The sequence below is a fragment of the Vibrio sp. Isolate32 genome (assembly GCF_022397955.1).
Taxonomy (GTDB): Bacteria; Pseudomonadota; Gammaproteobacteria; order Enterobacterales; family Vibrionaceae; genus Vibrio.
Genome location: NZ_JAKEUQ010000009.1, coordinates 88,497 through 114,219, shown reverse-complemented (window position 1 = coordinate 114,219; position 25,723 = coordinate 88,497). Strand labels below are relative to the sequence as shown.

The 25,723-nt window shown below is 43.4% G+C and carries 22 protein-coding genes and 1 pseudogene; 13 read left to right on the top strand and 10 right to left on the bottom strand.

Going from position 1 to position 25,723, the window contains the following annotated elements:
* Complete coding sequence (locus L1D11_RS09780; RefSeq protein ID WP_239833231.1) at positions 1 to 675, bottom strand: ABC transporter ATP-binding protein; 675 nt, start codon at positions 673 to 675, stop codon at positions 1 to 3.
* Between L1D11_RS09780 and L1D11_RS09775 the strand changes: the two genes are divergently transcribed.
* From L1D11_RS09775 to mrdA, 5 genes are all read left to right on the top strand, one after another.
* Positions 674 to 1,297, top strand: a complete 624-nt coding sequence (locus tag L1D11_RS09775; RefSeq protein ID WP_239833230.1) for an arylesterase — start codon at positions 674 to 676, stop codon at positions 1,295 to 1,297. The two genes, L1D11_RS09780 and L1D11_RS09775, sit on opposite strands and share 2 nt — an antisense overlap.
* An 81-nt stretch (positions 1,298 to 1,378) precedes the next feature.
* Positions 1,379 to 2,578 carry an enoyl-ACP reductase FabV gene (fabV, locus tag L1D11_RS09770; protein ID WP_239833229.1) on the top strand — a complete coding sequence of 400 codons (1,200 nt, stop codon included), beginning with the start codon at positions 1,379 to 1,381 and terminating at the stop codon, positions 2,576 to 2,578.
* Positions 2,579 to 2,757: 179 nt separating this feature from the next.
* Positions 2,758 to 4,665 carry a GGDEF and EAL domain-containing protein gene (locus tag L1D11_RS09765; RefSeq protein WP_239833228.1) on the top strand — a complete coding sequence of 636 codons (1,908 nt, stop codon included), beginning with the start codon at positions 2,758 to 2,760 and terminating at the stop codon, positions 4,663 to 4,665.
* A 120-nt stretch (positions 4,666 to 4,785) separates the two neighbouring features.
* Positions 4,786 to 6,441, top strand: a complete 1,656-nt coding sequence (locus tag L1D11_RS09760) for an ABC-ATPase domain-containing protein (RefSeq protein WP_239833227.1) — start codon at positions 4,786 to 4,788, stop codon at positions 6,439 to 6,441.
* A 266-nt stretch (positions 6,442 to 6,707) separates the two neighbouring features.
* Complete coding sequence (mrdA, locus tag L1D11_RS09755) at positions 6,708 to 8,606, top strand: penicillin-binding protein 2 (protein ID WP_239833226.1); 1,899 nt, start codon at positions 6,708 to 6,710, stop codon at positions 8,604 to 8,606.
* 79 nt (positions 8,607 to 8,685) lie between these two features.
* Here the strand turns inward: mrdA and L1D11_RS09750 are convergent, their stop codons facing one another.
* Both L1D11_RS09750 and L1D11_RS09745 read right to left on the bottom strand, forming a co-directional pair.
* Positions 8,686 to 9,321, bottom strand: coding sequence for a DNA-J related domain-containing protein (locus tag L1D11_RS09750; protein ID WP_239833225.1), 636 nt, complete (start codon positions 9,319 to 9,321; stop codon positions 8,686 to 8,688).
* 163 nt (positions 9,322 to 9,484) lie between these two features.
* Positions 9,485 to 10,324: a 2OG-Fe(II) oxygenase family protein gene (locus L1D11_RS09745; protein ID WP_239833224.1), complete on the bottom strand. Its 840-nt coding sequence runs from the start codon at positions 10,322 to 10,324 to the stop codon at positions 9,485 to 9,487.
* Between the two features lie 199 nt (positions 10,325 to 10,523).
* Between L1D11_RS09745 and L1D11_RS09740 the strand changes: the two genes are divergently transcribed.
* Complete coding sequence (locus tag L1D11_RS09740; RefSeq protein WP_239833236.1) at positions 10,524 to 11,129, top strand: DUF2238 domain-containing protein; 606 nt, start codon at positions 10,524 to 10,526, stop codon at positions 11,127 to 11,129.
* 92 nt (positions 11,130 to 11,221) lie between these two features.
* Here the strand turns inward: L1D11_RS09740 and L1D11_RS09735 are convergent, their stop codons facing one another.
* From L1D11_RS09735 to L1D11_RS09715, 5 genes and pseudogenes are all read right to left on the bottom strand, one after another.
* Positions 11,222 to 11,473 carry a hypothetical protein gene (locus L1D11_RS09735; protein WP_004738029.1) on the bottom strand — a complete coding sequence of 84 codons (252 nt, stop codon included), beginning with the start codon at positions 11,471 to 11,473 and terminating at the stop codon, positions 11,222 to 11,224.
* Between the two features lie 19 nt (positions 11,474 to 11,492).
* Positions 11,493 to 12,397 (bottom strand): annotated as a pseudogene (locus tag L1D11_RS09730) (DMT family transporter).
* A gap of 36 nt (positions 12,398 to 12,433) precedes the next feature.
* Positions 12,434 to 14,125, bottom strand: coding sequence for an SgrR family transcriptional regulator (locus tag L1D11_RS09725; RefSeq protein WP_239833223.1), 1,692 nt, complete (start codon positions 14,123 to 14,125; stop codon positions 12,434 to 12,436).
* Between the two features lie 162 nt (positions 14,126 to 14,287).
* Positions 14,288 to 14,521, bottom strand: a complete 234-nt coding sequence (locus tag L1D11_RS09720; RefSeq protein WP_239833222.1) for a DUF3389 domain-containing protein — start codon at positions 14,519 to 14,521, stop codon at positions 14,288 to 14,290.
* 77 nt (positions 14,522 to 14,598) lie between these two features.
* Entirely contained in the window at positions 14,599 to 15,024 is a 426-nt protein-coding gene (locus L1D11_RS09715) for a hotdog fold thioesterase (RefSeq protein ID WP_239833221.1), read from the bottom strand.
* A gap of 154 nt (positions 15,025 to 15,178) precedes the next feature.
* Between L1D11_RS09715 and L1D11_RS09710 the strand changes: the two genes are divergently transcribed.
* The gene (locus L1D11_RS09710; RefSeq protein WP_239833220.1) at positions 15,179 to 15,967 is read left to right on the top strand and encodes a M48 family metallopeptidase; all 789 of its coding nucleotides are present in this window, start codon (positions 15,179 to 15,181) and stop codon (positions 15,965 to 15,967) included.
* Positions 15,968 to 16,097: 130 nt separating this feature from the next.
* On the opposite strand, the gene L1D11_RS09705 is transcribed toward L1D11_RS09710, so the two are convergent.
* Positions 16,098 to 17,180: a site-2 protease family protein gene (locus tag L1D11_RS09705; protein WP_239833219.1), complete on the bottom strand. Its 1,083-nt coding sequence runs from the start codon at positions 17,178 to 17,180 to the stop codon at positions 16,098 to 16,100.
* Positions 17,181 to 17,538: 358 nt separating this feature from the next.
* Between L1D11_RS09705 and L1D11_RS09700 the strand changes: the two genes are divergently transcribed.
* The 3 genes from L1D11_RS09700 to L1D11_RS09690 all read left to right on the top strand — a co-directional run bounded on the left by L1D11_RS09700 (position 17,539) and on the right by L1D11_RS09690 (position 22,004).
* Positions 17,539 to 18,783, top strand: a complete 1,245-nt coding sequence (locus tag L1D11_RS09700; RefSeq protein WP_239834283.1) for a porin — start codon at positions 17,539 to 17,541, stop codon at positions 18,781 to 18,783.
* Positions 18,701 to 21,217, top strand: coding sequence for a VolA/Pla-1 family phospholipase (locus L1D11_RS09695; RefSeq protein ID WP_239834282.1), 2,517 nt, complete (start codon positions 18,701 to 18,703; stop codon positions 21,215 to 21,217). Before L1D11_RS09700 ends, L1D11_RS09695 begins: the two co-directional genes overlap by 83 nt.
* Before the next feature lie 229 nt (positions 21,218 to 21,446).
* Positions 21,447 to 22,004 (top strand): PhnA domain-containing protein, encoded by a 558-nt coding sequence (locus L1D11_RS09690; protein WP_239834281.1) that lies wholly within the window; start codon positions 21,447 to 21,449, stop codon positions 22,002 to 22,004.
* A gap of 72 nt (positions 22,005 to 22,076) precedes the next feature.
* Here the strand turns inward: L1D11_RS09690 and L1D11_RS09685 are convergent, their stop codons facing one another.
* Entirely contained in the window at positions 22,077 to 22,991 is a 915-nt protein-coding gene (locus L1D11_RS09685) for a LysR family transcriptional regulator (RefSeq protein WP_239834280.1), read from the bottom strand.
* Positions 22,992 to 23,189: 198 nt separating this feature from the next.
* Here L1D11_RS09685 and L1D11_RS09680 point away from each other — a divergent pair, with 198 nt between their 5' ends.
* From L1D11_RS09680 to L1D11_RS09670, 3 genes are read left to right on the top strand one after another with little or no spacing between them, the layout of a single operon-like run.
* Complete coding sequence (locus L1D11_RS09680; RefSeq protein WP_004730923.1) at positions 23,190 to 23,402, top strand: DUF1656 domain-containing protein; 213 nt, start codon at positions 23,190 to 23,192, stop codon at positions 23,400 to 23,402.
* A gap of 10 nt (positions 23,403 to 23,412) precedes the next feature.
* A complete protein-coding gene (locus tag L1D11_RS09675) occupies positions 23,413 to 24,273 on the top strand; it encodes an HlyD family secretion protein (protein ID WP_239834279.1) in 861 nt (286 codons plus the stop codon).
* Positions 24,274 to 24,285: 12 nt separating this feature from the next.
* The gene (locus L1D11_RS09670) at positions 24,286 to 25,641 is read left to right on the top strand and encodes an FUSC family protein (protein WP_239834278.1); all 1,356 of its coding nucleotides are present in this window, start codon (positions 24,286 to 24,288) and stop codon (positions 25,639 to 25,641) included.
* The last annotated feature ends 82 nt before the right edge of the window (positions 25,642 to 25,723 follow it).

Sequence of the window (25,723 nt, the reverse complement as noted above, 5' to 3'; positions counted from 1 at the left end):
TTAGACTTCCTCAATCTGTCCGACATGCATCTTAAGCGTTCGTTGGCAGCGTTGTGCTAGCTTAGGATCATGTGTCACCAATACCAGTGTGGTGCCGTGAGAAGAGTTCAGCTCGAATAGTAGCTCGACGATTTTGGCCGCGGTTTGTTGGTCTAAGTTCCCCGTTGGTTCATCAGCAAACAGGATCTTTGGCTTAATCATAAATGCACGAGCTAAAGCCACACGTTGTTGCTCACCGCCCGATAGTTGAGATGGCAAGTGATCGAGTCTGTCTTTTAGGCCAACCGATTCGAGTAAGGCTGTTGCGCGTTCTATGTCTTCATCTTCGCCTTTCAGCAAACATGGAAGCGTTACGTTTTGCAGTGCAGACAAGCTAGGGATCAAAAGAAAGCTCTGAAAAACAAACCCAACCGATTCGCTTCGGATTTTCGCTCTCGCTTCATCATCAAGCTGTGATAGCGGTTGCCCTAGCAGATGAATTTCGCCTTTTGTAGGAACATCAAGCCCTGCAAGTAATGTCATCAAGGTCGATTTACCGGCTCCGGACGTGCCGACAATCGCGACTGTTTCACCTTCACGAATATCAATATCGACATGCTCTAGGATTGTTAATTGTTCTTGATTAGTAGACACTGTCTTGGAAACAGCTTCTGCTTTAATGATGGATGTATGCATGACTCGACTAATTTCCTTTTTGTTCTTTGTATTATTTTCTACCGCTTCTCTTGCTCAAGACTCAGCGCCAAACCAAGAGTCTAAGTTACTCATACTTGGCGATAGCTTGAGTGCTGGCTACAACATGGATATCAAACAGAGTTGGCCAAGTTTGTTACCAGATGCTTTAGCGAAACACGCCAAAGCGGTGATCGTGGTCAATGGCAGCATTTCTGGTGATACAACGGGTAACGGTTTAGCTCGTTTGCCACAACTGCTTGAAGACCATGCTCCAGATACGGTTCTCATCGAACTGGGTGCGAACGACGGTCTTCGAGGTTTCCCACCTAAGCTGATGTCTTCAAACTTGGACCAAATCATCAAACAAGTTAAAGCCGCTGGTGCCAAACCAATCATGATGCAAATTAAAATTCCGCCTAATTACGGCAAGCGTTATAACCAACAGTTTGAATACGTATTTGCAGCGTTGGCTGATCAACAAAATGTGCCGCTACTGCCGTTTTTCCTAGAGCACATCATTTTAAAACCTGAGTGGATGATGAACGATGGACTACACCCAAAACCAGAAGCTCAACCTTGGATTGCTGAATTTGTCGCCGAAGAATTATATCAGTATCTTTAAGTTTTAATGGTCTAGCTCAATAAATTTTACACAGCTTTACGTTAGCCTGAGTACATATCACTGTTAACTGTAAGGTTATTTATGCTGATCGAACCTGTTATCAAGGGTGTGGTAGCCAAAAGCGCTCACCCTCTTGGCTGTAAAGAAGCCGTTAAGCAACAAATTAAATTCGTAAAGAGTGCGCCGCAAATCAAAGATGGCCCAAAACGAGTCTTAATCATCGGCGCTTCCTCAGGCTTCGGCCTTGCTGCTCGTATCGCCCTAACCTTTGGCGGTGCACAAGCCGACACCATTGGCGTCTCATTTGAACGTGGTCCCAACGAGAAATCCCTTGGCAGTGCTGGTTGGTACAACAACATCTACTTCAAAAAACAAGCGGAACGCGAACAGCGTACAGCCATTAATATCGTTGGTGATGCCTTCTCTAAAGAAACACGTGCTCAAGTTGTTGAAGCGATAGAAACTTACTTCGAAGGTGAAGTTGATCTCGTTATTTATAGCTTGGCTGCTGGCCTTCGCCCTAAACCTGATTCTGATGATTTTTGGCATTCTGCTATCAAACCTATTGGCGAAAGCGTTACTGGCGCGACCATCTCGCTTGAAAATGATAGCTGGGTTACTAACACCCTTGAAGCCGCAACTGCTGAGGAAGAACACAGTACTCTCAAAGTCATGGGCGGCGAAGACTGGGAAAGCTGGATAGATGAACTCATCAATGCCGAATCTATCGCACCTGGTTGTAAAACTATGGCCTTTTCTTACGTTGGCCCTGAAGTCACACACCCTATCTATCTCGATGGTACACTAGGTCGTGCAAAAATCGATCTTCATCAAACCAGTCATGCGCTTAACCTTGAATTAGCTAACTTTGACGGCAACGCTTATGCGACCGTATGTAAGGCGTTGGTTACCAAAGCAAGTGTATTCATCCCAGGCTTCAGCCCCTACTTGCTGGCGTTGTACAAAGTGATGAAAGAGAAACAGACGCATGAAGGCTGCATCGAACAAATGCAGCGCCTGTTTAGCACTAAGCTGTACGGTCAAACTAAAGTACCGCTTGATGGTGAGCGATTGATACGAATGGACGACTGGGAACTAGATCCAGAGACACAAGCTCATGTGACAGAATTGCTTAATAATATGGATGAAAATAACTTCCAAACCTTGGGAGATTACCAAGGATTTAAAGATGAATTCTTGCAGCTAAACGGCTTTGCACAACCATCGGTCGATTACACTAAGAAGCTGAATAGTGAAGACTTTATAAAATTAAAGCCTTAGTCGAAATTTATCTCATTACTGAGACCTATATTCACATTTGAAAACCTCTGCAAAATTGCCGAGGTTTTTTTGTGCAACATTTCTTATACTTAATTAATGTAGGATTCACAGTTTTATTTGGTTCATCATAATTAACACAGGATGTGTTGATGCATAAAGCATAATTGACTCGGAGTCATATGAAGAAAATAAAAACACTCGATTTAGATATCCCAGACGATATGGAGCACGGTTGGCAAAATATTGTCGATCTCTTAGCTCAAATTACTCAAGTGCCAGCTGCGCTAATTATGCGTGTTCACTCCAACTACATTGAAGTCTTCTCCACCAGTGATAGCAAGAAAAACCCTTACAATAAAGGTGACTCAGAAAAGTTAGGCAATGGCCTTTATTGTGAAACAGTAATGGAATCGCAACAACGCCTACTCGTACCGAATGCGCTCAAAGATCCATCATGGGAAAATAACCCCGACATTGAACTGGGCTTGGTCTCTTATTGTGGCATTCCCCTTCTTTGGCCAAATGGCGAGGTTTTCGGAACCATTTGCATCTTAGATTCTAAGGAAAATCACTATACGCCCACTTATATCAAACTACTTGAGAGCTTTCGTACCTCCATAGAATCTCAGCTTAAAACTCTCTTCCAACATGCAAAGTTAGCTCAAATGAATCGCGACCTAAAAAATCGTGTATATACACGAACTAAAGATCTCGCCAGTCTGAATTATTCTTTGAATCAAGAAATTGATAAGCGCAAAGCGGCTGAACAAAAAATCAATTTTCAAAAGAATCACGACCTCGGGACCGGCTTCTTGAACCGCAATGCGTTTGAGTCGCGTCTTAATCACAAACTATCATCACAACGTAGACTCACTGATTGTTCGTTCGCCGTCATTCATATTGGTTTTACTAATGGCAGGCGTATACAAGCGCGATACGGCTACAACGCGTTAGACAAAGTTTTGGTGGAGTACCGAAAACGTATCGACAGCATTTCTGATATCGACGTATTAACAGCACGCCCTACTTCTATTGACTTGGTGTTGGCGTTCAGCGTTAAGGATTTGCACCATCGTCTCGAAGAGCTCTGTCAAACACTGGTAAAGGTTGGTCACTCCGAATTTGACCTTGATAAGGATAAAGTTCACCTGCACGCGTTTATCGGCATTGCGACAACTAATAGCGAAGATGACGCCGAGAGTATTCTCCAGAAGTCTTCTGAAGCTATGCTCGCATGTAAAGATTCCGGACAAAAGTTTGCCTATTACTCTCAGTCTCATGCTGACGAGCAAAGCCATATCAACAAGATCGAAGGTTATTTGCTGCAAGCGGTACGTAACGATGATTTGATGCTCTATTTCCAACCCAAAGTGTGCCCATTAACTCACCGCTGGGTGGGTGCCGAAGCTCTACTTCGTTGGCGACACCCTGTTTTAGGCGACATTTCTAACGAAACGTTAATTCACATGGCTGAGCAGAACGGCTTGATTTTCGAAGTCGGTAGCTTCGTGCTACACAATGCGATTGAGAAAGCCAAAGAGTGGTCACAATACGTTGAAGATTTTAAGATGGCGATTAATGTGTCTGCGGTGCAGCTCAAGAACGCGCACTTTGCTGAGCAAGTCGTCCATTTACTAGAAACCTACCACCTTGAACCTCACTTCTTAGAGCTCGAAGTGACAGAGAGCGGATTAATTGCAGATGAAGTGGTGGCAAAGAACACGCTTGAGTCACTACATGACATAGGCGTTACATTGTCACTAGATGATTTCGGTACCGGCTACGCGTCATTCAGTTACCTCAAGAAGTTCCCATTTGATGCAATAAAGATTGATAAGAGTTTCATCGACCAGGTGCTCGACTCGAGTGAAGATTCTGAGATTGTCCGTTCCATCGTCCAGATAGCGAAAAAGCTGGATATGAAAGTTATGATTGAAGGGATTGAATCAGAAGTTCAGGAGCAATTTATTATTGATGAGGGCTGTGACGTTGGCCAGGGTTACCTTTATGGCAGGCCGATGCCAAGCCAAGAATTTGAGCACAGCTTAGTCAATCAAAACTATTTAGGTACAACTCGTTACGCTTAAAGTAGAAAAGCACAGTTAGTTTTGGATTTAGGCCTAGTTTCTCTTTACTCTATAGGTGGTGATTTTTATAATCGCCGCCTTTCTGTTTTTATCTTCCCCTTTATATAGGCATTCCTCGTTATGGATCAGTTGACTGCAAAGCTTAAAAAGCTCGAAAAACAAAACTACCGTGCATATCAACAAATTAAAGGTCAATACGACTTTGCTGATTTCGAATTACACATCGACCACATTCAAGGTGACCCATACGCTTCAGCTTCTCGTTTTCGTGCAACGCGCGCGTGGTCCTTAACAGGGTTAGATTGGCTGAAAGAAAAGTCTTATGAATACCAAGTAGCGGCTCGTGACTTTATTGCACGTAGCTTTGCTGAGTTCGCAAAACAAGAAGCGACCGTTTCTATTGCATTAACGGGTCAAACAGTACTCGATAGCACTGCCGTCGTGTTTACTGAGCACGGTATCGAAATTCGTTTCCGTATTAACCTACCTGCTGATGGCCGTAGCATTCTTGCGAAGAAAGCGAACAATATCATCACCTTCTACCTGCCGAAGTTTATCCGCCGTGCAACGCTAGAGCGTGAACTGAACATCGATGCAATGATTAAGCACTGTGAAACGATCGAAGACCAAGAAGCGCTACGTGCACAGCTAGATGAGCACAACCTAGCGGCATTTGCTGCAAATGGCAGTGTATTACCACGTATCGCGGGTAACTGTGACCTTCCAATGAAAGATGCGGTTCCTTTCACAGCACCAGAATCACTGAGCGTTACGTTAAATACGCCAAACCAAGGCGACGTAACAGGCTTGGGCATTCCTAAAGGGATTACATTGATCGTTGGTGGCGGCTTCCACGGTAAATCGACACTATTGAATGCGGTTGAGCGTTCTATCTACAATCATATTCCTGGTGATGGTCGTGAAGGCATCGTGACTGCCATTGATACCATGAAGATTCGCGCTGAAGATGGCCGATGTGTGCACAGCTTAAATCTGTCAAACTACATTAATCATCTTCCAATGAAGAAAGATACGTCTGATTTCAGTACGCAAGACGCTTCGGGCTCTACCTCTCAAGCGGCTTGGCTACAAGAGTCGATTGAAGCCGGTGTTCAAACGTTATTGATTGATGAAGATACATCAGCGACCAACTTCATGATCCGTGATGAGCGTATGCAGGCATTGGTTTCAAAAGGTGATGAGCCAATTACTCCTCTTGTTGACCGTATTGGCCAGCTACGTGATGAAATGGAAATCTCTACCATCGTCGTTATGGGCGGTTCTGGTGATTACCTTGACGTAGCAGACACTGTGCTTCAAATGCATGATTACCAAGCAGTAGATGTTACAGATAAAGCAAAAGACGTTATTGCCCAGCACCCTACTCAGCGTACTAACGAGTGTGAAACGCCATTGGAGATGTTTGTTCCTCGTTCACTGAACCGTGCATCACTGATGAACATTCTTACTGATGGTAAGTTCCGAGTAAGTGCTAAAGGCAAAGAGTCTCTGCGTTTTGGTAAAGAGTTCGCTGACCTGTCTGCACTAGAGCAACTTGAATCAACTTCTGAAGTCAACGCGATTGGTTGGGCGTGGTTCCAGTTTGCACAAACACCAGGCTGGTCGAATAGCCCAGCAAAAGAGTTTAATGCGATTTTAGGTAACGATTGGCACCAAAACATGCCTAATTATGGTGATTTAGCGAAACCAAGAACGTTGGATGTGATGGCGGCTCTTAACCGTATGCGTAAATCTCAGTTTAAGCGTTCGAACTAAGTTCTATTCAATAACAAATAACGGCTCCCACAAATGGGGGCCGTTTGTATTTCTACTCGTCTTGAAACCACTCTATCGAACCACAAATGTTAAGTAACGAATTTTGTGCACGATAAATAAGCTGGTTATCGCTCAACGCTTCCTTCCCCATAATTTATATAACTCAGGTTATCTTTGAGAAGCTCATAAAACATGACATTGTTTTTACGAAGCTATGGTAAAGTCCGCCTAAACAAGTGTAACTAAATATAACAGGCTAAGATTTGATGTACCACAAACGCGTAAAAATGCGTGATCATAAATGTGAAGTAAACCTGTTTAGAAACCGTGTTATTGTCGCATTCATAGGTATTCTGCTTTTCACTCTCGTCTTAATCGGTAACCTATACCGACTCCAAGTTCAAAACTTTGATAGCTACCAAACCCGCGCTGACGGGAACCGAATTAAAGTGCTCCCGATCGCCCCTACGCGAGGGCTAATTTACGACAGAAACGGTGTTTTACTGGCTGAAAACAAACTGGTGTTTTCACTCACCATGATCCCTGAGCAAACAAAAGATGTGGATGAGATGCTGATCAAGCTCAACGAGTACATCCCGCTGAGTAAAGAGCAAATTACGCGTTTTAAAAAGCGCTATCGCAATACCCGCCGCTTTAAATCCGTTACGATATTAGAGAACCTGACGGAAAAAGAGATCGCAAAATTTTCTGTTCACCAATACCAGTTTCCGGGACTGACAATCGATACCAGCTTAAAGCGCTTCTACCCCAACGGTGAAGTACTGACCCATGTATTAGGCTACGTTGCACACATCAATGACAACGACTTAATAAAACTGGAAGAACAAGGAAAAGAAGCGAATTATCAAGCGACAACTATCATCGGTAAACTTGGTGTAGAGCGATACTACGAAGATATACTTCACGGTCAAAAAGGCTATCAAGAGGTTGAGGTAAATAGCCGAGGCCGTATTGTCAGAACCATAAAATATGTTCCACCAGTAGCCGGGAAAGACATAGTGCTCAACATTGATCTTGATCTGCAAAAGTATGCGTTTGAGCAGCTTGACCATCGCACTGGTAGCGCGGTTATTCTAGACCCGAAAGACAACAGTGTTTTGGCAATGGCATCAAGCCCGAGTTACGACCCTAACCTTTTCGTTGATGGCATTTCTAGTAAGAATTACCAAACATTACTCAATGACCCAGCCCATCCATTGGTAAACAGAGCAACGCTAGGTGTTTATCCGCCTGCTTCTACTGTTAAGCCGTTCATGGCTGTTGCAGGCTTGGAAGAGCATGTAATTTCAGAAAATACCATTCGCAATGATCACGGTGTTTGGCGTATCCCGGGTTCTAAGTCTAACTCCAAAGCGTGGCGTGACTGGAAGCGTTGGGGACATGGTTCGGTTGATGTGACACAAGCGATCGAAGAGTCGGTGGATTCATTTTTCTATCAAGTGGCATTTGACCTCGGTATCGATCGGATCAGTACGTGGATGAACCGTTTTGGTTTTGGTAAGCCATCGGGCATCGACATATACGAAGAAAGTAACGCCAACATGCCGACTCGAGATTGGAAGATGATGCGCTACCGCACACCTTGGTATCAAGGCGACACGGTACCGATCGGCATTGGACAAGGGTACTGGACTTCGACCCCGCTGCAACTTGCGAAAGCAACCTCTGTGTTAGTCAATCACGGTAAGGTCATGCCACCCCATATATTGCGTGCAACATTGGGTCACGGTGAAGACTTTGACACGCAACAGCTAGTCGAATCAAAGCAAATGCCATCTATTGACGAAGTTCCAGACAAGATCTGGGATGTGTCGATTAATGCGATGCGACTAGTGAACCATGGCAGCCGTGGCAGTGGTAGAAGAGCGTTTAAAGGAACCAAGTACACAAGTGGTGGTAAGTCGGGCACATCGCAAGTATTCGGCTTGGCAAAAGATCAGGTGTATAACTCTAAAAAGCTCGAAAGGCATCTACTAGACCATGCGCTCTACACCGCCTTTGCGCCTTATGAACATCCAGATTATGTTGCCACTGTCGTTATTGAGCATGGTAATGGTGGCTCTAAGGTCGGTGCGCCTTACATCCGCAAAGTGCTTGATTATGCATTCGAACACAAAAGCGGTGTGAGTAAAGATCACTCATAACTGACCAAATGTACGAAGCCCCACTCGTTTAAAGTGGGGCTTTGTTGTTCATAAACCACAACACATCCAGCGGCGCAATTTAGCTTCGCAAGACGTGCCACGCTTCGCACAATCTTTGAAACTGAGCCGTGTTACCTTCATCTCTATCTGGATGCCATCGAAGCGCTAGTCTTCTCCATTGTTTACGTATTTCTTCCGGTGAAGCGTCGAGCGGTAATTCAAACAGACTCAATGCTCGACTTCGATCCATGTCTGTTTCGACACTACCGACATACTTTTTATATCGAGTCCAAAACTCATTCAATAGCCTTTTAACTTCACCCTCTTCCGCCTCATAGTTCAACCAGTCAATATAGTACTCACGCAACGGGTCTTGGTGGTCAATAGCGTGTGTGCTTCCATGATATCGGCCGCACATTAGTTCTATGTCCATCGCCTGAACTTGAAGCCAATTATCTGGGTAGAGTGTCTCTTGTAGTTGGTAGAGCGCGTTCATGATTAAGAAGTTCTTCTTGAATAATTCCTTCTCTGGAACTGGGTCTAACACGGGAACGAAACCGAGTTCATTAAGATGTGCGGCCAAGGTATGCACCTTCCACCCACTTGGCTTTTGTTTGAGGACTTCCATTATTGGCCAGAGTAACGGGTTTTCCATATGAGCATAAAAATGACGACTTATGTCTTGGTGGCTCGATGATTCTGGGTTGTCTAACATAATTAATTGGGCCCGTTACCATATGCATTTGTGTGTATTATTAATTGAAAGCGATCTGCCGCGATTTGTCGAGTTTCAAACTGAATAAATTTCAATTAGTTAATTGTTCAAACAACAAAAAGGCCAGCATATTGCTGGCCTTTAGAGTATGAAGTCTTACTAATTAGATAACGCCTAGCTCTCTTAAGCGCTCCATTAGGTATTCATTTGCTGTGTACTTTTCAGATAGCACCACTTCTGGTTTAGGGTGCAGGAAAAGAGGCAGTGAGATGCGTGATTTTTCTTGGCGTGCGCCAGTTGGGTTAATTACACGGTGAGTCGTTGATGGGAAGTAGCCACCAGATGCTTCTTGCAGCATATCACCAATGTTGATGATCATGTTGCCGAAGTCACAAGGTACATCAAGCCACTCGTTGTTTTGAGATTTAACTTGTAGGCCTGGCTCGTTCGCTGCAGGTAGCACAGTAAGAAGGTTAATGTCTTCGTGTGCTGCAGCGCGGATAGCACCAGGTTCTTCATCACCTTGCATTGGTGGGTAGTGAAGTACGCGAAGCAGAGTTTGTTCGCTGCCGTTGATCATTTCTGATAGAGCGATAGAGAACTTTTCTTGTACTTCTTGAGGTGCGTGCGCTTCAACCCAACCTAATAGCTCTTGAGCAAAAGCATTAGCGCGTTGATAGTAATCTAGAATTTGCTCTTTAAGCTGCTCAGGAATTTGACCCCAAGGGTACACGTGGAAGTATTCTTTAATGTCTTTTACCGTGTGGCCCTTTGCAACTTCAGACACTGAAGGTGGAAAATATCCATCTTGTGTTTCAACATTGAAGTGGAAGTTCGCTTTCTCCTCAGAGATAAAGAATTGGTACCAGTTCTCGTAAATTGACTCAACAAGCTCTTTCGGGATTGGGTGGTTTTTCAGTACGCCAAATCCAGTTTCACGTAAAGAGCGAACAAATTGTTCTGCTGCGTCGTCAGCAAGATAATCGACAGTTTCCAGTTTCATGACTTTCTTTCTTGTTATGTAGTGATACGGAGATTTTATGGATCGCCTTGTTGTAAATCAAACTTTAGTGAAACTCTCGCAACCGTTTGTCTAGATACTGGGCGATAACGCTACTTTTCAACAATTTTGGTAATTAAAACCCAATTGAACAGTGTTCATTATTGTGTAACTATACATAAAACTTATATAGGATCTGATGATGACAATTACGCCACTTGCTCAAAATAGACCTCTACTCTCGCTCACTGCGTTGTATCTCGTTGTTTTTCTATTCTCAGCGTTTGCGCCGTCTTCAAGAGCGGTTTGGATTGCAGAAATCTTACCCGCCCTATTGATTCTTGTCGGGATATGGTGGTTATCGACAAAATTAACGTTTTCAAAAACGGCTTATGTTTTGATGTTCATTTGGTTGGCACTGCACACGATTGGCGCTAAGTACACTTTTGCAGAAGTACCGTTCAATTGGTTTAATCAGTTAATTGGCTCTGAGCGCAACAATTTTGATAGAGTCGCACACTTCTCTATTGGACTTTATGCCTACCCACTCTCTGAGTATCTTATTCGGAAGAAGCTGACTCAGCCCGTGATTGCGTGCTTCTTTGCACTGTTTGCCATCATGAGTGTTGCGGCAGGCTATGAAATTATTGAGTGGTGGTATGCTGAAATCGCAGGTGGTGATGAAGGTATCGCTTTCCTTGGGTCACAAGGTGATATTTGGGATGCGCAAAAAGACATGCTATGTGATACGACCGGAGCTATCGTCTCACTGCTGCTTCTCAAGCTTCAAGGACGTACCAAAGTGTAGCCAAGCATTTCGTTAACTCAGCTTGTTCAAGACTTACTTTCAAATGCCACACGTGCTACACGTTGTGGCATTTTTGTGTTTTAGCTTCAAGGCTATTTCATCGTGACCTTACCACCCACGAACTTAAATGCGGGTGTGCCTCGTACTAAGGTATCTCGAGCAAACTCAATTCCACATTCAGGGCAAATGCAGGGCTCTGTCGTAAAGTCTTCAACAATCCTTTCCTTAAAACATTTTACGAGCGCACCCTTTCCGCCTTTTCGATATTTGAATAACTGTGTTTTGCATTTCGCGCAAAATATTTGAACGGTTTTCGTAGGTTGCTTCTTGTTTGGTTTCGCCATAAAGGTAACGTGTTGATTCTTATTGTTTAAGTTTAGGCGCTACAAGCACTAAGCTTATGCCGCCTAATATGATGGTTGATGAAATAACAAATTGCATGGTGACAGGCTCCGAGAGCAACAGTACGCCACCGAGCGTTGCAATAACCGGAACCGAAAGCTGTGCGATGGATGCCACAACAGTATTGAGCTTTTTTACTACGTAGTACCACAAACTGTAACCCACCGCTGAAGCGACAGAGCCAGACAAAACCGCATAAATGATTCCTTGTTCAGACATTGAAATATCAAGAGCTGAACTTGGTACTACGAGCCACGGTGATACAAACACCAAGACAATCAAAGAACAGAACCCAAAGTTAGCCGTTGTTGACAGCAGAGCATTTGAAGATCGCTTGCCGGCCAAGGTATAAATACCCCATCCGATACCTGCCAATGACATTAGCGCAATTGAAACAAAATCTGGTGTGCTGGTTGATCTGGTCGGCATTAGCAAATAGACAAGCCCTGATACAGAGAGCAAACAGCCTGCCCACTCAATCAAGGACATCTTATTACCGGAGATAAGATGAGCCGCGATCATGGTAAATTGCACCGCAACAAACAGTACTAACGCTCCTAGCCCTGCTCCCAGTTCTAAATATGCAAACGAGAACCCGAACATATAAACGATCAATGACACTATGGAGACTAGACTGAATTGAGATTTGAGCTTAGAAAACAGCGATGTGGGATTAGGTTCAGCTGTGTTATTGCTATTCTGGGACGCGATACCTAGCAAAATCAATAGAGTAAACGCGCCAGATAAAATGCGTATTACGGAAAACTCAAAGGATCGATCGTTTGATCCATCAATGCCCATCGACATAGCACAGAATTTGCAGCAAAGCCCACCAGCGTAATAAATGTCACTAAGACGGTTTGCATTATTATTCCCTTGCCCTTGCTGACGCTATCCGCTGATTAATCAACGTCTGGTTTAACCCAAACTTGGCTAAAATCGAACCAACCAAGCGCATTACACTTCGCGTTTTGTAAGGTACCACACTGGTCTTTGTTTACGCCTAACCAACAGTGAAACATAGGAATCAATTGGTTGCTTTGTACCAGTTGCTTACCAAGCTGCCTTGCTGGGAATTGTTCAAATTCACCAGAGCGCCAGCGATCGATCATATGGCACCATTGATCAAAGTCTTCTGCCGGGCTCGATTCATCAAGAAAACTGTAATCCATAAGCCAGCATGCCAACGCATCGTCCCTGTTATTGGCAATACCCATAGGGTTTATCCAAATGTCCACGTCATCCGCATGAGGAGGATCGGTTTCATAGCCATAAAGCTCAACATCGACGTTATATTGCTTGAGTACCGTAACAATGGCCTTGGCAAGCGTAGGAAACATAGGGTGCTGGCATTGATATGCTAATTTTATCGAAGGCTTAGTATCGGCTGGTGGACATACTGGGACTTTTAACTTGATATCGTACCAACCTGGTTTAATGCCGTAAGCATGTAATACGCCCAAATCAATTACTGTCTCTTTGGGGATATGCACAAACAGGTCGGCAGCATTTAGAGCGTTAGACAAAAACTCAGCCCATGCTGGGTCCTTCGCAATGCCTTTCTTTCTATTGAGCAGTAGATAGGTACATCCCGGGTCAAGTTCTACCTCATCACTATCACCGCGATCAGCCATCACTGGTTTCGAAAGGCTCGGATAAACCATCGATGAATAGGCTTCATCTACAACCCAAACTTCTACACGATCGATCAGAGGCCTAAACCCAAAGTATCCATTGAAAGCGGTTAATACGAGTTGTTTTTCGTCATTCTTCTCAATGCGATACGGCCCAGTACCAATAGGACGAATATCGTAGTCCTCTCCTCGCAAAATCATCGGCAACGTTACTTTTGCGACAGATTCTGTGAGCGCAAGTGGGAAGTATTTATCTGGGCGCGTTAGAAAGACATCAACCACGCAATTGGCTGGAGATGATACGTCTTTGATATGAGAGAACATGTTGAGTGGCTCAAGGGCTAGCAGCGTATCAACAACATGATTTGTCATAAGTGGTTCGCCGTTATGGAAGCGAACCCCTGGCCTCAAGAAAAACCGCCATTGATAGTCACTGATTTTTTGCCAAGAGTGTGCAAGGTCAGGCTGTAACTGGTCATTTTCATCCAAGCGAGTCAAACCACTGAATACTTGGCAGGCGATATGTTGCTCGGAGCGACGCATCGACTTAGTCGGGTTAAGCATGGAGAGAGGACGATAATAAGGCAAACGGATAACCTGTTCACCCTCTTGGTACTGAACTCCCAAGTAGTTTTGGATGACTTGAGTCAGCTTCGCGGCATTTTGATCAAGAACAGACAATGCCTGTCCAATCTTACCTTCTTCTAAATAGCGCCTTGCCAAGTTTTCGCTAACGTCACAACGGTTCTGCTTGAAGATGAGTTGGGACAACTTACCTCGACCAGCTGCAGGTAGCCACTCTACCCAGCCCTCTTCTTCGAGTTTGTTGAGAACCATTCTAGCATTTCGACGGGTACAACAGAGCACATCTGTTATGTCATCAAGCTGAACATCAGAGTCTTTACCATCGAAGTATTCAAATAGGGTTTCGAATTGAACGCGAAGTCTTGGGCTACTCATAAAGAGGAAAACTTAATCAAGGGATATTAAATTCAGTTTCCTCATTTTATTAGCGAAAATCAATCTAACTGATAATGTTTTTACACAGAATTATCGAATTTAGGCAGGCCTACTCAAACATAGAGAGGTGACAAGCACCAAAAGTGCTTAGACGCTCTAGAGTTACATGACATCACAGCCAATTTCATTGGCAATGTCTCGAAGTTGTTGCTCATCATCGAGTTTTATTGACCACTTACACTCAGAGCCATTTGCGGAGATGACATTTGCCCCTTTTCCGATTAGTTGAATGGAATCAACCTGTGCTTGTAGCGTGACTCTATGTTCACCATCTAAACGCACAACGAGCTCATGGGCTGTTGCAATGACTTTTCCACTTTTAAAGGTTATGACCATGGATTTCTCATACTAGGATTATGATTGGATGATGGAGTTCAAACCAGTGGTCACGATGGGCCTACCAGTCTGGCGAGTTATCGCTTGTGTTTTTTTACCGCAATGGTTAGACGACTTGTGCAAACTAAGCGTTGACGCTCGTCAGTGATGTTTATCTGCCATACTTGTGTTGATACGCCAAGGTGAATAGGCTCAGCGGTACCGATTACATGCCCTTCACGCATCGACCTTACATGATTCGCGTTGATATCGAGTCCGACACAATAGTAGCCTTCTGGCACACAAAAATTTGCTGCTAATGAGCCTAGCGTTTCTGCAAGCACAACTGAAGCGCCACCGTGAAGCATACCAAGTGGTTGGTGAGTGAAGTGACAAACTGGCATCGTCGCCACTAATGAATTGTCGTTTACTTCGATATAAACAATGTTGAGGTGCTCAATTAAGGTATTCTGTGAGGTTGCGTTGAAGGTATCTAGGTCAACAGGCTTTTTCCAAATGGTCATTCAGGGTCCTTAATTATTGATATCGTTATCGCTTGAGCAGATTTCGCTATTGGTGTCTGTTCGTGTCTTACATCTAGTAAGTTATCTTATAGCTATTAGCCATTACGCAGTTGATGTTAACATGCATAAAAACCGAATACACAGAGGATATTGTATGATGTCATGGATGAAGTTTGCCTCGCTTCTCACACTCGCAGGCTTAACCGCGTGCAGCGCTTCCCCAACGGGAAGAAATCAATTGCTGCTCTTTTCAGACAAAGATATGTCTCAGCTTGGTGCGCAATCTTTCGAACAGATGAAGAAAGAGCAACCTATCAGTAAAGATGCAAAGACCAACGCTTATGTACAATGTGTAGCGAATAGCATTACTCAACATATCCCTAAGCAAGGTTTCAGCGAATGGGAAGTGGTTGTTTTTGATAGTGACCAAGTCAACGCGTTTGCCTTACCTGGTGGTAAAATCGGTGTATACACTGGGCTACTTAACGTAGCTGTAAATCAAGATCAACTAGCGACCGTTATAGGACACGAAGTCGCCCACGTTTTAGCTGATCACAGTAATGAACGTTTGTCCCAATCACAGATCGCCAATACAGGTTTATCGATTACGAGTGTTGCTTTGGGTTCATCTGAATACAAGCAATATCAAGGTGTAACCATGGCGGCGTTAGGTTTAGGTGTCCAATACGGCGTGATTTTACCCTATGGTCGTACACAAGAGTCTGAGGCCGATATTGTAGGTTTAGAATACATGGCACAAGCCGGCTTCGACCCAAGGCAGAGTGTCAACTTATGGCAGAACATGGCGAAAGCATCTGGCGGAAGCCAACCACCAGAATTACTATCGACACACCCTTCTCACAGTACTCGAATCAAAGATCTACAGACCAAGATAACGACATTGCCAAAATCAAACGTCGCAAGGCCAAACTGCAAAGCCTAGTATCAATGCGAAGAGAACTTTTATAGCAGAGCTCGACTAACACACGATACGAAAACGCCCTATCCAATTGGTTAGGGCGTTTTTAGTTTAGCTAGATTTTCGTACTGATCTTTACTCTATAGCGAAAGTATTAAGTACCAAGGATCTGTAACGGCAGGCTTAATAGCTGGTCGCCAGTAGAAGCGAAATACCATATAACGCCGATCAAACTAGACACTAGACCTACGTACCAAAGGAAAGAAACAACTTGTCCATATCTATCTAGTGGTAATAAATGGCTATGGTGGCGCCCTCTCCATTCAAACACGATTTCAACACTACCCATAATCAATAAGAAGCCAAACAGCGTTAGATTCAACTGATAACTTAGAATAACGCCGCCTACAGCCGCTGCGACACACAGAACGATACCGAGCACGCTGTTCATTGAAAAGCTGATACTTTTTAGAACATGACCACCATCGAGAGGCAAAATTGGCAGCAAGTTGAACAAGTTTAGTAAGGCATTAAATACCGCAAGGCCAGCAAAGAACATCTCGCCTGTCACCCAATACAAAACGGTAAATACAAGCGACAATATCAGTCCAAACAAAGGCCCCATGATTGAGATAACCACATCTTGCCATCGTGTATTAATCTTTTCATCGGAGAGTGCTAAGCCACCAAGGAACGGGATAAGATAAATACCTTTCGTTTTCATACCGAAGTATTTCATGGCTCTGATATGACCATATTCATGGAACATCAAGCAAGCGATCAAAGCGAGAGCGAACTGGATAGAAAATAGCCACGAATATGCCGCTAAACTTGCAGATGCAAGCACCACTTTAATCAACTTAGCACTCTTAAGCGCTTTCATTCCAAGCGATACTAACCCAATCAGGCTAAAACGCTTTTCCGGTTTAGGCGCGACAACCGGAGTTTGCTGTTCGATGTCTTTAGTATTACGGCTTCCTTCGGTGATGACTTGTCCGTTAACCAGCGCCTTATAAGCCATCTCAAAAGGTTGCCACTGAACCGTAGATTCGACGTGACACTGCAACGTTTCTTCGCCAGACCGAAGCATAAATGTGTGTGTTCGCACATCAACATCTTCCGAAGTCGCATCTAATTGAGACACTAATGTGTTGTCCCAAAATAGCTGCTGCCACCCTGTCATCGATCCTTCTAAACGAAGCGGTTTACCAAGAAACTCTATCGCGAGTAATTCCAAACTATAAATTCCAATTAAATGACCATCAAAATGAGCCGATATTATGCCGATTTAGGGAATGTCGGTAAACAGAAACAAAATCGTTACATATTGAGCTATTGAACACTATTTATACTGCAGCGGTGCATAAATGCTCTGGTCACACCTCCAACCACAAATAAATCATTGATTGTATATATAATATTGATGTTAAAGTGCCGCCCCTCAAAAATATAAGTTCACAAAATAGCAACTCTTTCTTTGACTTTATATGAAACACCAACCTAACATATTGTTAACATTAGAGCTTCAACGCTAAAAATGCTCAGTGTGTTTTCAAACAAGAATAATGAAATTTGATGCCCTAGGAGGGTCAAGGATGAAAACAATACAACGCTCTCTCGTTTCACTGTCAGTACTATTTGCATGTAATTCACTTGCCGCTGGCTTCCAAGTTGCTGAGCATTCAGCCTCAGGTCTTGGTCGCTCGTTCTCAGGTGAAGGTGCAGTAGCTGACAACGCAAGTGTACTAGCAAGAAACCCCGCTGCAATGACCCTATTTGATACAGCCCAGTTTTCAGGCGCGGTTTCTATTGTTGATCCAGAGGTTAACGTTTATGACGTAGATGCAAAAGAACATTCAAAAGACGTTGCCCCGTTACAAGTGGCACCTGCAGCTTATTATATTAGTCCGATCAATGAGAAGTGGGCTTGGGGTATTGGTATGTTTACCAACTATGGTGTAGCTACAGATTACCCGAATGATATAGCAGCTGGAGATATGGCTGGTGATACGTCATTACTATCTGTCAATTTAAACCCAAATATCGCTTACCGAATCAACAACTCATTCAGTATCGGTGGCGGCCTGAATCTGGTGTATGCGGAAGCAGAGCTCACGCGTCACAAAGGAGCACTTGCTCCGTGGATTGGAGGAAATGCATCTGACAACCTTATTGGTATGACAGGCGAAACTTTTGGCTACGGCTGGAACGTTGCAGCGATGTATGAGCTAAACGAAAATAACCGTTTTAGTATTGGTTACCGCTCTAAAGTTGACCTTGATTTTGATGACGGGGAATTCACAAGTTATGACTCAAATAGAGCAACTGCCCCGAAAGTTGACGGACGCTTGCAAATTGAGCTGCCTGCAATTATTGAACTATCCGCATTCCACCAACTTAATGAACATTGGGCTATCCATTACGGTTGGCAACAAACGGACTGGAGCACTTTTAAAGAGCTAAAAGCGACAAGCCCTCAATGTAATGATGGAATAGCTGGTCAATGTTTCTATAAACCAGAAAAATATGACGACAACAATCGATATTCAGTAGGTGCAACTTATCAGTTAAACGCTCAGTGGGCATTGAGAGCTGGTTACGCATATGACGAACAAGCTGGTGAAGCAACTCTGAGTATCCCCGACAGTGATCGTATGTGGTATAGCGCTGGTTTCACTTACGCTTGGAGTGAAAACATGACCTTAGATGCTGGTTTTGCGTTGGTAGTGAGTGACGACGGTGAATTCACGGAAACAAATGGCAGCCAACAAGAAAGAACGTTCGAAGCTGAAGGCACAGCCTACCTTTCTTCAGTTCAGCTTAACTACACATTTAACTAATTCGGGATTTACTATGAAACGTAACTTTAAGATTTCTCTATTATGTTCCGCGATTCTGTTGGCAGGTTGTGGTGACAACACTGAGAGTTCAGGCACAAGTAATCAACAACTTGAAGCTTACCTAGAAACATCTTTAGCAAGAGCAACAACACAAAAAATGTTATTGCAAGGTAGCAATGCGTCTGTACCTTTAAACAATAACCTGTTGTTTGACTCCACAGATGGTACTTTAGCTATTCCAACTGGTGGGGATGATAGCATTTCGAACCCGAAAGCTGCACTCAATTATGCTGACGGCTTTTCGACAAGTATGCCTATTTATATCGAGTTTGAAGGTGATGGCTTCGGTGATGCTACTGGTATCGTTACTTCCGGTGTAACACTACTAAAGCTTTCTAAAAAGTTAACCGATACATCTTCAACTGCTCCAATACCAACACCCGTACCTACTTCGGATTACACAGTTTACAAAGCGGGTTCAAACTTAGCTATCACACCGAATACTCCGTTCGACGAAAAGTCTGAGTACTTACTTGTTATTACTGATGAAGTGACAGATATAAATGGAAACCCAGTAGGTACGTCCCAAAGCTATGCAGCGCTAAAAACTGATACAAAAACGTACTCAACAGGTGATTTAGCCAGTGCTCAAACCCTGATCAAAGGCCAAGAAGCTATAGCTGCTACCGTTGGGGTAGATGCTAAGAAAATCGTCTATTCAGCTTGGTTCACCACTACCTCAGTAGGTGATGTACTTGCCTCTACTGCGTCATTAATTGGTGGAATGGTAGATGCAGGCGCGCCACTTTCCACATACTGGAATGGTAGTGCTAATCCAAATAATGTTGATTTAACGGCCGCTTATAGTCTTGTTTTTGATTCGTCATCAACGCAATTATTTGACACAGCAATTGCTGCTGATGCCAATTTTAAAAAATATCTCGGAAATAATGATGCTACGGAAACTGCGACTTTAATCGGTGGGATCAACCTACTTTACTCAAATGGCGGTATCAGTACTTCATCAGTAAATGTGACTAAAGGTACAGTCCAACTCCCATATTTCCTTGAAACAAATCCGGCTAAATTTTCTACCACACCATTTGCATCAGCATTGGACAGTTTAGCGATCATAAAAAGTGCATTAACAGACAGCTCTATAAGCTCTTTTGTGGGTGCAGAATTGGTTAAACTAGGTCTAGATCCAACCAATCTTAGTGCCGCTGATGTGACTACATTGATGGGGAAAACCCTTACCAAGGACGCAAGCGGCACTCCACTAGATAGTGAGCGCATCGTTACTCAGTATTCACCAATACCACAAATTAAATCACTCGAAGCTGTTGACGTTATTTTGTTTACACCGACAACTGGCACACCTTCAGGTGTCGTCATTTATCAGCATGGTATTACCACTGTAAAAGAAAATGCATATGCCTTCGCTGCTAATTTAACAGCACAGGGGCTTGCAGTTATAGCCATTGATCACCCTATTCACGGCTCGCGCTCACTTTCTGGCGGTGCGATATCAACTAACGATAATGCTCTTTACTATCTGAATCTAAGTGCTTTACCTGTTGCCCGGGACAATATCCGTCAAAGTGCACTGGATGTAATTGGCCTTCGAATGGCGCTTGAAAAAGTGAGTAATGACTTTACGGGTACACCATTAGCAAACGTAAGTGCGTCTGATGCGAATGTTAAATTCATGGGGCATTCTTTAGGCGGGATTACCGGCTTTACTTCGGTCGCGACCGCCGAGTTTGGTGGTACACATAAGTTTAGCTCTGCGGTATATGCTAATTCAGGTGGTCACATAGCTGAATTATTGTTTGCTTCTGAAACGTTTGGCCCTGAAATTAAACATAATTTAGCTAAGCAGCTGAATACGGCTTACAGGGATTCAGTCGCTACAGCTTGCGCGACCAACAACATTGAAGATGGTGACTGTTACACCGCTTTTGCTACTGGAAATCCAACTAGCGCTGCAGCAATTGAAACTGAATTAGTTGCATTTAAAGTCGCTGCTCAAACCCTTATTGACACGGTCGATCCACATTCACTTGCAAACACAGAGGATCTGTCATCATTTAGCTCTAACTATCCAACGTTGTTGATACAGTCGCAAAATGATGAAACGGTGCCAAACAATGGTAGTGATGATAACGATGAACCATTGTCTTACACGGCTTCGTTTGTTGGTTCAGAAGGATTAGATGCAACTTTAGGGTTGGATGACTCTACAAAAGCTACCCCCTTAACTGGAAACCGCGTGTTTGTTCAATACAATGCTACAGCTAAGCATTCCACGATAATTGGACCGCAAGCAGACCTTTCTGATGCCGCTCATACCCTATCGATGAGAGCTCAAGTAGCTGATTTCTTAGAATCGGATATCCTTGATGCAGCAGCACCAGATGCTCTATTGGAATAAGTAAAACTTAAGTTTTTTCACTGAAACCAAATGCCAGCCTAGCCGCTGGCATTTTTGTATCCGCAATCTTTACCTACGCCTAGTTAACCGTTTGCATAAAACTTTAAAACACAAATGGTTGATCTCGGCTAAAATTAATCAAGACAGAATACCGTACGACCTCTTTCTTTATTTTAAATAAAGTGGATAATAGCCCCGTAAATTAATACCTAATAAATGTGAGTCCATTATGTCTTCTGAAGCTACTATGCTAGAACGCTGCCAATCTAAATGTGAACTATGTGGTTCTGATTCTTCTCTTACTGCATACGCAGTACCGCCACACAGCCACGTAACAGTGGATCACGGCATCATGGTATGTGACAAATGTCTTGGTGAGATTGACGAGCCTAAAGATATTAACCACTGGCGCTGCCTAACTGACAGCATGTGGAGCCAAGAAGCCCCTGTTCAAGTAACAGCATGGCGCCAACTAACTCGTCTTAACTCAGAGAGCTGGGCTCAAGACGCGCTAGACATGATGTACATGGAAGAAGAAACATCTGTTTGGGCTCAAATCGGCATGTCTGCTGATGACAAACCGCTTGATGTAAACGGCGTTGAACTTAAGAAAGGTGACGACGTAACAGTAATCAAAGACCTGCCAATCAAAGGTACTAACCAAGTGATTAAGCAAGGTACTGTTATCCGTGGTATCAGCGTTGGTGACGATCCTAAGCTTGTTTCTGGTAAAACAAACGGCGGTCAATCAATGTACGTAATCGCTGAGTTCTGCCGCAAGAAGTAATTCTTCTTTAAGCTGAACAAAATCTAAAAAGGCGCTAATGAATAATTAGCGCCTTTTTAATATCTCAAATTTTCACGGCTTAAGACTATCAATAAGTTGCTCACGGTACTCCTTAATGACAGACACCAAAGAGCCTTTGATACCACTGACTTGTTTTGAGTGCGGGCACCACAACGCAAATCCAAATTTGAATCCTTCCACCATTTGCGCAGAGTGAATGGGCTCTATTGAATGTTTTGAAAATTCAGAGGCGGTAAAAAATGCCTTAGGAAGAAGTGCCCACCCAAAACCCTCTTCAAGCATTTTGATCATTAACGAAAGCTGATCGAGCTCTTCATAGTCAGAGCTCACGATAATCTTTTCAGACATACCTTCGTCAATAAGAGACTTCAATACGAATTGTTTAGAGTTCCTTAGTGCCACTAATACTTCGTCTTTATCGATATGTGAGAGTTCTCCCCCTTTCTGTCCGAATGGGTAGAACTCAAAATGCCCAAGGAAAGTAGAATCAAAACTATGCATCGCCCGGCTATTGTGAGCATTCACAAGTCCAAAGTGATATTCCCCACTTTGTATTCCTTGTTTAATTTCGTTCTTATTCCTAACCAGAAAGTTCACTCGCATCATTGGGTAATCGTGCTTAAGTCGTTTACGTATATCGACCAACACACGTTGAGGAACGAAACTAGAATACGCGATTGTTATTTTCTCTAACCCACCATAAGAAAGGCTCAACGCCACCTTATCAAAAGTACGTGCTTGCTCAATCGTCTGTTTTGCGTAGTGATAAAGGAGGTGCCCGTCCTCTGTTGGTTCAACAGAGCGCCCGACTCTTTCAAAAAGATTCACCGCCAGATGATCTTCCAAGTTTGTAATCACCTGACCCACGGTCGTTCTGTGTTTATTGAGCTTTATCGCGGCTTTACTGAACGAAAGCTGTTCATAGACAGTCACAAACGCGAGAAGTTGTTCAATACTAAAATTCATGTTGATGTGCTTCGTTTCTTAATAATTCATTGAATTCAGAGTAAGAGATAGCGATTGCTCTTTTACCCGTTTACAACCTTACTCTCTAGTATATACCCAAATTTACTTACTTTTGATGGATCTGGTCCTCTATATACGATTATTAACATTGCACTACTTCCGTTATCGTTACCTTCTCAAAACGATAGAGACAAACCCATGAACACAATGCCGCATGAACTCGTGTGGGGTGAAATCTATTTCCCTCCTTTACTATTGGTTATCGCGTTAGCGTATGTATTGACGATACTGACTGGCTCAATCGCAACAAAACTTGGGCTACATAAATATGTCGCTTTTCCTGCAATTGCCGAATTAAGCCTAATCGTGATTTTCGTCGGCGTTATCGGCCAATTCATTACCATTTTCTGAGGCACTAACCTTGATTAAACGTTATCTCATCACGCTACTACTGGTCGTTGCTGCAAGCTCTGTGGTTTATAGCTATTACCAATCTTATTCGAGTACCCCCTGGACTAGAGATGGTCAAGTCAGCGCTTACATAGTTTCAATTACTCCCCGAGTTACAGGGCAAGTGACTAAAGTCCATATTGAGGACAACTCACAGGTGGCTAAAGGCGACTTACTGTTTGAGATCGACCCAAGCATTTATCAAGCGGCCTACAATAAAGCGTTGGCGGCACAGAAACAGGCTCGCGCGCTCTTAGCAAAAGCTAAAAACGAAGAGCAACGCGCGTTGAACTTAGAAAAGAGAACGCCTGGCGCAATGCCAGTGCTGACGTTGAATAACCTGAATAACGCAGTTGAGACAAACGCAGCTAACGTTGCACTAGCAAAAGCCAACGTTGAAGAAGCGCATTTAAATCTTGAATACACCAAAGTGTACGCGCCAACAAACGGTTACATCACGAACTTAAACCTACGAGAAGGCTCTCAAGTGATCGCCAATACACCGGTAGTTGCGTTGATCGATGAAGACAGTTTCTGGATCGAAGGTTATTTCAAAGAAACTGATCTGGTTAATGTTGGCCCAAACGACAAAGCTGTTGTCACTCTCATGATGCATAACGATATTCAATTAGAGGGTCATATCAAAAGCATTGGGTTTGGTATTGCAACACAAGACGGCAGCACTGGTAATGACCTTCTTCCTAACGTGAACCCAAACTTTCAATGGATTCGCCTTGCTCAACGCATACCAATCAAAGTAGAGCTCGATAACCTGCCTGAAGACTTACAACTTCGTGTTGGCATGACAGCTTCGCTCAAAATAATCAAATAGTTGGATGTCTTTATGTTCAGTGCATCAACCAAAGAAGCCATTAAAGCGGCTCTCGCTATTGTCATATCTATCTGTGTTGCGTTGTGGTTTCAATGGGAGAAACCCTATTGGGCGGCGATTGCGGTTGCGGTCATGGCACTGAACGAGAGCTTTGCTCATTCAATAAACAAAGGCCATAACCGATTAATGGGCACCTTGTTAGGAACTGGCTACGCCTTTTTCTTGATTGCGATGTTTTCGCAAGACCGTTTTCTATTCCTGATGTTTTTCACCTTATTTCTAGGTACATGCATCTTTATGTCGAGTGATGAAAAATACGGTTATGTCTTTTCTATAGGCTTTGCAGTTTGCTCAATCATCTCTTGCATGGGGGGGTTCGATAACCAAATTACATTCTATTTTGCGGTGCTACGAATACAAGAAACTCTATTAGGTGTTATCACCTTCTCGATTGTTTATCGTCTAATCTGGCCCGTAAACACTGAACAAAACTTCGTACAACGATTTGAAACGAGCAGAGAAACACTGATCGCAGCAATGCGCGATACCAACAACCTTGATATAGAAGCTTTAGAGTCCAATACCGCCAATATTGAAAAGCTCTATCAACTGTTGGATTTACCGCTCACTGGCAGTTATCACCTAAAAGAAAATATTCACGCATGGCGTTTACGAATCAATGAAATGGCGCATATTCAAGATCGTCTGCTTGAACTTGCCTCAGATGAAATGAGTCAAACTCTTGATTGGGCGGCTCTCACCAAAAAAATGGAAAAACTGGAGTTAATGGCGCCAAACTCTTCATTGATTGATGACGTGCCATTTGTGATGACTGAAAAAAAAAACGTTTCTTGGCGCCATGAGCACCGTACGTTTGTTCAACACCTTAATGAAGATGGTAGAAAAGTCTTACAAGGTGTCTCGATGTTCGTCACGTCGTTATTGGTTTGGATATACCTGCCTGTGCCGGGTGGTTTTATCTTCCCGATGATTGCAGGCATATTTTCTTCAATGCTTCCAACTATGCCGCCAAGTGTTATTAAGGACGCGTTTTTTGGTGTTATTAGTACGGGCACAGTTATCTTGCTTCAATATATCTTTATCATGCCGATGATGACTGAATTGTGGCAATTGGCGCTGTTCTATTTCATCAACAGCATAGTGATATGGAAAGTGTTCGCGACACCTAAACTTATGGTGCACCGAATACTTGGGATAAACCTGCTGGTCGTACTTACATCTGGTGCACTTAATCTAACACCGGTTTATCAGATTCAAACACCATTGCTGATGTTAACCACACTGCTCATTATTTTGATGATAGGCAAATTATTTACTGACCTCTTTAGAGTCAAGAGTATCGCTTAATCTCGTTACGTGGATTAGCTTAACTTGGGATAAGAAAAACAAGAAAGGCGCTGATTAGCGCCTTTGGATACTCTATTGTTTA

Excerpts from the sequence above, each read along its gene's own strand:
- L1D11_RS09690 (WP_239834281.1), top strand. The coding sequence starts at position 21,447 with ATGTCTTCTGAAGCTACTATGCTAGAACGCTGCCAATCTAAATGTGAA.
- L1D11_RS09670 (WP_239834278.1), top strand. The coding sequence starts at position 24,286 with ATGTTCAGTGCATCAACCAAAGAAGCCATTAAAGCGGCTCTCGCTATT.
- mrdA (WP_239833226.1), top strand. The coding sequence starts at position 6,708 with ATGTACCACAAACGCGTAAAAATGCGTGATCATAAATGTGAAGTAAAC.
- L1D11_RS09725 (WP_239833223.1), bottom strand. The coding sequence starts at position 14,125 with ATGAGTAGCCCAAGACTTCGCGTTCAATTCGAAACCCTATTTGAATAC.
- L1D11_RS09710 (WP_239833220.1), top strand. The coding sequence starts at position 15,179 with ATGATGTCATGGATGAAGTTTGCCTCGCTTCTCACACTCGCAGGCTTA.
- L1D11_RS09780 (WP_239833231.1), bottom strand. The coding sequence starts at position 675 with ATGCATACATCCATCATTAAAGCAGAAGCTGTTTCCAAGACAGTGTCT.
- L1D11_RS09740 (WP_239833236.1), top strand. The coding sequence starts at position 10,524 with ATGACAATTACGCCACTTGCTCAAAATAGACCTCTACTCTCGCTCACT.
- L1D11_RS09715 (WP_239833221.1), bottom strand. The coding sequence starts at position 15,024 with ATGACCATTTGGAAAAAGCCTGTTGACCTAGATACCTTCAACGCAACC.
- L1D11_RS09760 (WP_239833227.1), top strand. The coding sequence starts at position 4,786 with ATGGATCAGTTGACTGCAAAGCTTAAAAAGCTCGAAAAACAAAACTAC.
- L1D11_RS09745 (WP_239833224.1), bottom strand. The coding sequence starts at position 10,324 with ATGAAACTGGAAACTGTCGATTATCTTGCTGACGACGCAGCAGAACAA.
- L1D11_RS09775 (WP_239833230.1), top strand. The coding sequence starts at position 674 with ATGACTCGACTAATTTCCTTTTTGTTCTTTGTATTATTTTCTACCGCT.
- L1D11_RS09685 (WP_239834280.1), bottom strand. The coding sequence starts at position 22,991 with ATGAATTTTAGTATTGAACAACTTCTCGCGTTTGTGACTGTCTATGAA.
- L1D11_RS09765 (WP_239833228.1), top strand. The coding sequence starts at position 2,758 with ATGAAGAAAATAAAAACACTCGATTTAGATATCCCAGACGATATGGAG.
- L1D11_RS09695 (WP_239834282.1), top strand. The coding sequence starts at position 18,701 with ATGGCAGCCAACAAGAAAGAACGTTCGAAGCTGAAGGCACAGCCTACC.
- L1D11_RS09700 (WP_239834283.1), top strand. The coding sequence starts at position 17,539 with ATGAAAACAATACAACGCTCTCTCGTTTCACTGTCAGTACTATTTGCA.
- L1D11_RS09720 (WP_239833222.1), bottom strand. The coding sequence starts at position 14,521 with ATGGTCATAACCTTTAAAAGTGGAAAAGTCATTGCAACAGCCCATGAG.
- L1D11_RS09680 (WP_004730923.1), top strand. The coding sequence starts at position 23,190 with ATGAACACAATGCCGCATGAACTCGTGTGGGGTGAAATCTATTTCCCT.
- L1D11_RS09750 (WP_239833225.1), bottom strand. The coding sequence starts at position 9,321 with ATGTTAGACAACCCAGAATCATCGAGCCACCAAGACATAAGTCGTCAT.
- fabV (WP_239833229.1), top strand. The coding sequence starts at position 1,379 with ATGCTGATCGAACCTGTTATCAAGGGTGTGGTAGCCAAAAGCGCTCAC.
- L1D11_RS09735 (WP_004738029.1), bottom strand. The coding sequence starts at position 11,473 with ATGGCGAAACCAAACAAGAAGCAACCTACGAAAACCGTTCAAATATTT.